This is a genomic window from uncultured Clostridium sp. (genome assembly GCF_937920395.1).
GTDB lineage: Bacteria > Bacillota > Clostridia > Clostridiales > Clostridiaceae > Clostridium_AD.
In genome coordinates this window covers 1-8,459 of record NZ_CALEVF010000209.1, presented here as the reverse complement: position 1 = coordinate 8,459, position 8,459 = coordinate 1, and the positions used below count along the sequence as shown (strand labels likewise).

At 31.9% G+C, this 8,459-nt stretch carries 8 protein-coding genes and 1 pseudogene; 3 read left to right on the top strand and 6 right to left on the bottom strand.

From position 1 onward, the window contains the following. The first annotated feature begins 1,126 nt into the window (after nucleotides 1-1,126). Nucleotides 1,127-1,315, top strand: coding sequence for a hypothetical protein (locus Q0649_RS13275; RefSeq protein WP_298842769.1), 189 nt, complete (start codon nucleotides 1,127-1,129; stop codon nucleotides 1,313-1,315). 312 nt (nucleotides 1,316-1,627) lie between these two features. Further along, on the top strand, nucleotides 1,628-1,963 hold the full coding sequence (locus Q0649_RS13270; RefSeq protein WP_298842766.1) for a hypothetical protein: 336 nt from the start codon (nucleotides 1,628-1,630) through the stop codon (nucleotides 1,961-1,963). A gap of 487 nt (nucleotides 1,964-2,450) precedes the next feature. Here the strand turns inward: Q0649_RS13270 and Q0649_RS13265 are convergent. From Q0649_RS13265 to Q0649_RS13240, 6 genes and pseudogenes are all read right to left on the bottom strand, one after another. Then, nucleotides 2,451-3,200, bottom strand: a pseudogene (locus Q0649_RS13265) (IS256 family transposase); the annotation flags it as partial. Between the two features lie 54 nt (nucleotides 3,201-3,254). Continuing rightward, the gene (locus Q0649_RS13260; RefSeq protein WP_298842763.1) at nucleotides 3,255-4,274 is read right to left on the bottom strand and encodes a site-specific integrase; all 1,020 of its coding nucleotides are present in this window, start codon (nucleotides 4,272-4,274) and stop codon (nucleotides 3,255-3,257) included. Continuing rightward, nucleotides 4,261-5,136, bottom strand: a complete 876-nt coding sequence (locus tag Q0649_RS13255; protein WP_298842760.1) for a tyrosine-type recombinase/integrase — start codon at nucleotides 5,134-5,136, stop codon at nucleotides 4,261-4,263. Before Q0649_RS13255 ends, Q0649_RS13260 begins: the two co-directional genes overlap by 14 nt. Nucleotides 5,137-5,239: 103 nt before the next feature. Then, on the bottom strand, nucleotides 5,240-6,373 hold the full coding sequence (locus tag Q0649_RS13250) for a site-specific integrase (protein WP_298842757.1): 1,134 nt from the start codon (nucleotides 6,371-6,373) through the stop codon (nucleotides 5,240-5,242). A 236-nt stretch (nucleotides 6,374-6,609) separates the two neighbouring features. After that, entirely contained in the window at nucleotides 6,610-7,134 is a 525-nt protein-coding gene (locus Q0649_RS13245; protein WP_298842755.1) for a transposase, read from the bottom strand. A 176-nt stretch (nucleotides 7,135-7,310) separates the two neighbouring features. Then, a complete protein-coding gene (locus tag Q0649_RS13240) occupies nucleotides 7,311-7,490 on the bottom strand; it encodes a recombinase family protein (RefSeq protein ID WP_298842752.1) in 180 nt (59 codons plus the stop codon). 343 nt (nucleotides 7,491-7,833) lie between these two features. Between Q0649_RS13240 and Q0649_RS13235 the strand changes: the two genes are divergently transcribed. Continuing rightward, nucleotides 7,834-8,334 carry a GNAT family N-acetyltransferase gene (locus tag Q0649_RS13235; RefSeq protein ID WP_298842749.1) on the top strand — a complete coding sequence of 167 codons (501 nt, stop codon included), beginning with the start codon at nucleotides 7,834-7,836 and terminating at the stop codon, nucleotides 8,332-8,334. Nucleotides 8,335-8,459 lie beyond the last annotated feature (125 nt).

Below are 8,459 nucleotides of genomic sequence, written 5' to 3'. Positions count from 1 at the left end.
AGAGGCGGTGACTGGAGTTCAGACGTGTGCTCTTCCGATCTTTGCATTTGGATTTTGAAAACCATGTTATAGATATAAAATAACCTATTATAGGGGAAACTCCATATCCCATCAATGGAACTGGGAAATTACCAAATATAGTAGAAATTAAGATAATTATAAAATATATACCAATGCTTACTGATAACAGTTTATATTTCTTTGGTGGAAAAAATATAAATGGCAATGGCAATATTACAAGAGAAATAATTCCTAAACTAAGCCATATTATTCCCATATTGGCTACCAAACTAACTATATTTTCAACATAAGATACAGGTGGTAATCCATCTAAAAATAACCATGAAATAATAATTAATGCAGAAAGTAATACTATAATACAAGAACGAAAAATATTGTTATTGATTTTATTCCATAACAACATTATCATCGGAATAGCAAATGCAGTTAGCATAGAAGCATCGGGTTGTATAGTAAGCAAAATTGATACAACTATTGTAATAGTAGCTGAAAACCACCAATCTTTTGTTTGTGACAATTTCCATAGACATATAATCATAATAGGAAGGACAATTACTGAAACGTAAAACTTAATTGGGCCAACAGAAACCCATCTATGAACTCCTTCTATCCCTGAGCTAATAAAAGTTAGAAATAAAAGAATTACTGTAACTATAATAGTGACTGAATTAGCGACTACATTATTTTTAAGTTTAGATTTTCTTAATAATACCAAACATGAAATAATTACACATATCAATAAATAAAAAAAATTTTGACCATAAATTGCAACTGGAACTTTATTGGTGTACATTGCCAAAACCCCAATAAGTGTCGATGGTACTGCTATTAATAATGGTGTAAAATTCAATAACCTCAATTTTTTCATTTTAACTCCTTTATAAATAGATATTATTTTGGAATTTATATTAATGGATATAACTAATTACTGCATTCATATATGTAGTAACGTAAGTAGCCCCACTTTAGATGTGGGGTTATTTATAAGTTTAATATTACTATCTCATATATGTAAAACATTTTCAAGATATATGTTTCTATTAAAAATGCAAAGAAAGCTAATTAAATTTAAAAGATTTATAGCTAGTTAAAGTGGAGGTTAAATATGTATAGTTTAAATAGATATTTCGATACAGTAAACACTACAACTATTGTTATAGCTATAATCGCAGTTAGTTTTATAGGCACATATTTTATAAATGTATTAAGGCACAAAGCTGATAAGCCATCTAAATTCGGTTGTGTGATCTACATTCTTTTTTTAGAAAGATACCCTCAAATCATGGACAGATAGGAGAGGTACCAGATATTATTGTAAGAGACAAGATTAATGGGGTATGGCTCAACTCAAGTATAAGTGATAATCAGTTTGGGTTTGATGGTAGTACTGTAGGACATGAAAGATACAGAGTATATTATTTAAATTATACAAAAATAATAGCAAGGGTAGAGAAATTAAACAAATGATCAAAGGGAGAGCTATAAATTAGTGAAGCATTATGGATTAAATAATTTCAATATACTATATTTTTCTATCACATAAACACATTTGTGAATCATTTGAGTATATATAGTATGGTAGTTTAATAATTTCTGGAGGAACAATATGAACCAAATACATGATATGGAAGCACAAACGATACCTTATAGAATGATGCCTATACCTATGCCTAATATACCAAATATGAATATGCCTATGCCCATTATGCCTGAGGCTATGAACATGCCTAAACCTGAGGTTAAGCCTGCGGCCATGCCTGAGACTAAGTCTACGGCCATGCCTGAGGTTAAGAAGGCAGCCATGCATATGCCTATGGCTGAGCCTATGCATATGCATATGATGATGATGCATATGCATATGATGATGATGTATATGCATATGCAAATGACGACTATGCAAATGCATGATAAGATGGATAAGATGGGTAAGTCGCCGAAGTAATAACTTCAGATAAATAGAAATAATAAGTATATAGTATGTGAATGAATTATTAAAGAGGGGTAGCACCTTCTTTTTTTATGGAATGAATTAAGAGCATTATAATACATTCAATGTAACAAATTAAGTTTTGAAACAACAAATGACGTGAAATGAATAGGTTCTACGTCATCTGTTGTTTTTATGAAGGAGGGTGTAAATTATTTTGTGTATTCTCTTTCTATAGGCAAAATAATTGAGCTATGTAATTTTGATAAGATATTAATTTAATTAGATAAATAATGTTACTTTATCATTACATCATAGTATATTATTTACATTTTTAGCACTCAATATACTACTTAAATAATAGTTTAGTTAAGTAGTAAGAGGTAGCTTAAGTTGTAATTGATGATCTGTATAGGAACGGACAGCCTTCGGGTAGTCCGTTTTAATCGTTACCCAGAAGTATTCAATAATAAATCTTAGGGGTTGGGGGCGGAGCCCTAAGCTATGCTCCTTGATTTAAGACTTCACTAAATAGTATGTTAAGTTGACTAATAACAAGGTCCCAATTTGGGTATACTCTATTCCATTTCTTACTCACCTTTTCGGTGGCCAAATATAGCATTTTCATAAGGCTTTCATTATTAGGAAATATAAGCTTTGTCTTAGTAATTTTTCTAAACTGACTATTTAAACTTTCTATAGCATTTGTGGTATATATAATTCTACGAATGTAATCTGGAAATTCAAAGAAGGTTATAAGATTATCCCAATTATCTTCCCAACTTTTTATTGCATTTGGATATTTGTCGCTCCATTTTTCTTTTGCAGAAATTAAATTTTCACATGCAACTTCTTCGTTTACTGCACCATAAACAGCTTTTAGATCTTTTGCAAATGCCTTCCTGTCTTTGAATGGTATATACTTCATACTTGCTCTTAATTGATGAATTATACAACGTTGTATCTTTGAAAAAGGATATACAGCATTTATGGCCTCTTTAAACCCAGTTAGGCCATCCACGCAAAATACTAATACATTCTGTAAGCCTCTGTTTCTAAGGTCGTTAAGTACCGAAAGCCAAAACTTACTACTTTCACTTGCCCCTATCCATATGCCAAGCACCTCTTTTTCACCATCCATATTTACACCCAATACAACATAAGCTGCTTTAATTACAATATGTTTGTCATCGCGTACTTTATAATGTATTGCATCTTATCTGTAGTAAATTATTATGTGGAGTTGTTGGATAAATTGTACCATGCTAATATAAATTTTCTTTTTCAACTCCACATAATATTATGCTTATATAATGGTTTTCAACCAATCAAGCATAGATTTAGTTTCCTCTTTGGTATATTTATTTTTTGGAAGAATACCTTGGCTAGCCTTTTCAATTGCCTTACGTTTTAATTCTGGATTTGCCTTGGCATAAATTTCTGTAGTAGATACTGATACATGGCCCAAAAAATCCCTTATGTATATAAGGTTAACATTGCTTTGTACTAATATCATGGCTTTGCAGTGCCTCAGTACATGTGGTGTAACTTTTAGATTGAATAAGTCTGGAGATTTAACTCGCGCTACTTCAACATATTTGTCTAATATATAGGCAATGCCTTCTCTTGACAGCTTTTTTTTGTTTTTATTAAAAAAGAGAGGAATATTCTGATCATCACTGTAAAGTATATTATAATCCTCCATGTACATTTTTAAAATCTCCATAGTTTGAGGCATTAATGGAATAATTCTGCTCTTATTGCCTTTCCCTGTAAGGGTTATAGATGCAGGCTTTCTGAAGCGTATATTTCCAACAGTCAGGTTCGTAAGCTCTGATACACGTGCACCAGTATCATAAAGAAGTGCGATTGTAGCAAGATCCCTGCGCCCCTTTTTACTTGTCGTATCAATAGTTGCAAGAAGTTCTTTTATAGCCTCTAGCGTTAAATATTCAATTGGTTTTTGTGGTACTTTTTTTGAGCGAACAGATAGGACATGACTACATAAACTCATATATTCAGGTGCTTGTGTTTGTATATATCTAAAAAATGCATGGACTGCAGCAAGTCGTTGGTTTCTCGATGATGCTGAGTAGTTTTTTTCTGATTCAAGCCATAAAAGAAACTCTTCAATTATGTGCCTGTTAATTTTTGAAAGATACAATTTTTCTGATTTAATCCCCAGGATATCATTGCAGTATCTGAGAAAAATGATGAAGGTATCTCTGTAGGATTTTATTGTATTTTCGCTTGCCCCTAACTGTAATGGAAGATACTGCAGAAAGTAATCGTACAGGTACTCTGGTAAATCCTTATTTTTTTTCATAGCACACCTCCGGAAATACCCCTGTATGTGATAAAGATAATGCAGATGTTACTGTATTGAATGATTCCTCTGTAAGCCTTAAGTATTTTTCAGTAGATTTAATGTCACTATGGCCAAGATACGTAGATAGGACTGGTAGAGAACAATAAGCATCCCATCCATTGGCTGTCATCAGGTCAAGTGTATGAACTGAAAATGAATGTCTTATGTCATGTACTCTTGGAATTCTACCAGAATCCGTACGGATTCCCGCTTCTGACATAAACTTTTTTAACTTTAGGAATACGGGGGTGTGACTATACCTCCCACCATCCCTAGAAGGAAAATAATAACCATTTTGTGTAATAGTCCTCCCCATTTTTTTCATATATAAAATACAATACTTTGTTAGGGATTCTGACATTGGCACCAGCCTACTTGTATTGTTCTTAGCATGTGTTAAAATAAGAACTCCGTTCTCTAAATCCACGTGCTCCCTCTTTAAAGAAAGCGCCTCATTAATTCTCAGCCCACATCCATAAAGCATGCGGAACATCATTGGATATATAAGATTATAGTTTTTTATGTAAGGAGATATTTCCAGATGGTCTATGACATCATAAATTTTTTTAATCTCGTAATGGGTAAATATATAAGGTGTAAATGTATTGGACATTTTAATCAGTTTCATAGGATATACATAAAAGTCAAATCCCATATGGTTCATAAAAATTGCGAATTGACGTATTTGGGTAATTCGTTTATTCTGGGTAATTGGGCTCTCATTTCCTCTTTTGGCTGCATACTCTTCCACCATTTCTTTTGTAAGACATGGTGTTTCAATGATATATTTTTCGAAATGGCTGTCCATTGACTTGAGCATCTGCATCATCCTTTTTCCGAATGCGAACCCCTGGCTTTTTTTATATTCTGCATATTTCGGGCAATAGTCCCGGAAGGGACCGTGAAAAACAAAAATAGTTTTTTTATCCTTCATACGGTACCTCCAATGCCAATTGGCGTAACTGTTCAACATCAATTCTAATGTATGCCTTGGTACTGTTAAAATTATCATGTCCCAAAATTCCTGTAATCACATGAATTGGTGTGTTATCTACCAAAAGATTTCCCGCCAGGCTACTTCTCATGGAATGCATACCATGCTTTCTTTCTTTTACCGCTATTCCCGATGACATAATATATTGGTTAATGCAACCATAAAGTTTATTACCATCTACAAATGGTTCAAAAGGTGCCCTGTGTCGCAAGAATATATGATAATCACTAGATGCCGGTCTGCTGTTCTTAATGTAGTCTATGATTGCAAACTTAAGGTTGTCTGGTAGGGGTAGATGGATATATTTACCTGTTTTCCTTTGTGAAAATTCAATGCAGTTCCTATCCCATTTAATATGTTCTATTTTTAAGTTTTTAATGTCGCTTACACGCATACCTAACTGAATGGCAAGGATTATCATTGCATAATCTCGGCATCCAGTCGCCGTATTCCTATTAATTGATTCTACTATCTTATTAAGTTCACACTTTGAATAAAGAGATGGATTCTTTTCGTATCTATTTGTGGTAATTACATGAAACAGTTCGCCTAATGGTTCTGTTATATATCTATTTTCAAACAGAAATGTGAGAAATTCACGTAAGGTATATAAAAGTGTTGATTTAGTTCTATTGGAATACTTGTATAAAGATTTTGTAAATCCCAATACATATTCTGAGTTCAGTTTTAAAATGCTGTCTATGTGTTGCAAATCTAGATATTCCATAAAGAGTTTCATCTGATCATATTTAATCATGACAGTATTATGGTGTAGACCTTTTCTTATTCCACAATCTGAAAAATCAGATAGAATCTCCTTAAATTGATTAGGAGCATCTTTTTTTGTATACCTATAACACAGTTTAAACTGGCCATGCACTATATAATCATAAAGCACCCTTATAATTCTGACTTTATATACCTGGGAAGGTTTTAATTTAATTCCTTTAGTAATTTTGCAATAATCTTCTAAGAATTCATCTCCCAATCTGGGAGAATAGAAGCTAAGAGTTTTAGACTCTGAATAATCAAGGAAATGTTTCCATAGTCGATTGTAGTCCAAAATACTTTTTCTGCTGTAGTTCAATTTATCCATATATACAGTAGCATCGGATATTAAATCAGTTAGTGAATAATTAACAGTATCATTAGACATAAATAAATGACCTCCATTCTAATTAGTGATACTGCTATTTTACTATTATATTATGCAAAGTTAAACGAATGAAAACAGTTGAAAATAAAAAGAATTATGTAGGTACTCCACATAATTCTTTACTACAGATAAGATGCATTATGTTAAGCATGACATAATGCATCCATAAAAACAAATGAATAGGTCTTTTCGAGGGGTCTGTTTTGCCATTCTGTAACTAAAGGAAGTATCCTGTTCGTTATATTTGATACCATCTCGGCAGAGATTTCAACATCATATAGATTTTTGATTTGTTCTGATATGTCTCTTGTAGTCATTCCTGTTGCATAAAGAGCCGTTATTTTATCTTCTATACCATTTATATTCCTTTGATACTTAGGCAATATTTTAGGTTCAAATTCGCCGTTTCTATCACGTGGTATGTTAAGCTCTACAGCACCAAGTTCGGATTTTACAGTCTTTTTAGAATAACCATTTCTACTGTTTGGAGTTTGTTTTTCTGATATGTCATATTTATCATATCCAAGTTGTGTATCCATTTCTGCTTCTAACGTCTCCTGAAGAATATCTTTAAACATACTCTTCATAGCAGTTAAAACCTCAGTTGGACTTGTAAACTTTTGCTCGTTAATATAATCTCTTAAAATTTCTTTTGATATGCTAGACATAAAAATACTCCTCCTTACAATTTTTGATAATTACTTATCTAAATTATTGCCAAGAAAGAGTACATTTTATTCTGTTTACACAAAATTATTTACAGGCCCTTATGAAGGTTTATTTTGAAGAATATTTTACTCTTTTATTAATATTTTCTTTAATCATTTTCTTTAAATTAATATGTTTAGAGCACGGTCTGTCTGTACTCGTACCAACTTACATCCTCATCACCAAATATTTTCACTAACTCTAAGCTATTATCTTTACAATACTTCTCTATTTCCTGTTGTTGTGTCTTTAGTCCGATTCCCTTTTCTAGTTGGGTAGAAGTTGAAACTCTTACGTATCCAAATACCTTCTCCATGTTCAACCCCCCTTCAATACATTTCCATATTCTTATATATATTATTGTTATAAGTGTCATGTATGATTCATTATAATTTACACTCTAGAGTATAGAACATTGATATATATAGTTTAACACTATTTTTATCTTTTTGTGTTTTATTAGGCATAAAAAAACCCCTCATTTTAGCACTAGTATCAATTTATTTCCGGAAATATCTAGAATAGCGCTTCCGGCAGACGCACCAAATTTATGCTGGCAGCATAAGCTAATGTGTATATTGTTTGCCTATTACAATTTTAGTAAAATGTATGTATAATATAAAATATAAGAACATATGTTTTGGTAAGGGGGAGAAAAAATGAAATATCAAATTGATGAAATGGTACAATCTGATTGGGAACAGATAGCAAATATTTATTTTGAAGGCATTAAGACGGAAATAGCAACATTCCAGACAGATATACCTACTTGGGAAAGTTGGAATAATAGTCATATTACTTCATGTAGATTAGTTGTTCGTTCAGGTAAGATTGTATTAGGTTGGTGTGCCTTGAGTCCCACTTCAAGTAGGTGTGTTTATTCGGGTGTAGCCGAAGTAAGTGTTTACGTTAGTGAAAAGTATAAAGGACAAGGAATAGGTACTGTTATTTTAACAAAGTTAATTGAATTATCAGAAAAAAATGGGTTTTGGACTTTATATTCAGGCATTATTAGAGAAAATATTGCAAGTATATCATTACATAAAAAATGTGGCTTTAAAGAAATCGGAATCAGAGAAAAGATTGCCAAAATGAATAATAAAAAATGGTTGGATGTAATTTTGATGGAACGTAGAAGTAAGGTAATTGGAATAGATTAAATAATTCATACTTTACATAAACCACGTACTAAGGGATCAAAAGGTATTCAAGATAATTAATATTATATTGAATGACCAATTGCAATAACAAGTTGAACCAATTTGTATTTATACTTAAATCGTTG

Excerpts from the sequence above, each read along its gene's own strand:
- Q0649_RS13275 (WP_298842769.1), top strand. The coding sequence starts at position 1,127 with ATGTATAGTTTAAATAGATATTTCGATACAGTAAACACTACAACTATT.
- Q0649_RS13270 (WP_298842766.1), top strand. The coding sequence starts at position 1,628 with ATGAACCAAATACATGATATGGAAGCACAAACGATACCTTATAGAATG.
- Q0649_RS13260 (WP_298842763.1), bottom strand. The coding sequence starts at position 4,274 with ATGAAAAAAAATAAGGATTTACCAGAGTACCTGTACGATTACTTTCTG.
- Q0649_RS13255 (WP_298842760.1), bottom strand. The coding sequence starts at position 5,136 with ATGCTCAAGTCAATGGACAGCCATTTCGAAAAATATATCATTGAAACA.
- Q0649_RS13245 (WP_298842755.1), bottom strand. The coding sequence starts at position 7,134 with ATGTCTAGCATATCAAAAGAAATTTTAAGAGATTATATTAACGAGCAA.
- Q0649_RS13240 (WP_298842752.1), bottom strand. The coding sequence starts at position 7,490 with ATGGAGAAGGTATTTGGATACGTAAGAGTTTCAACTTCTACCCAACTA.
- Q0649_RS13235 (WP_298842749.1), top strand. The coding sequence starts at position 7,834 with ATGAAATATCAAATTGATGAAATGGTACAATCTGATTGGGAACAGATA.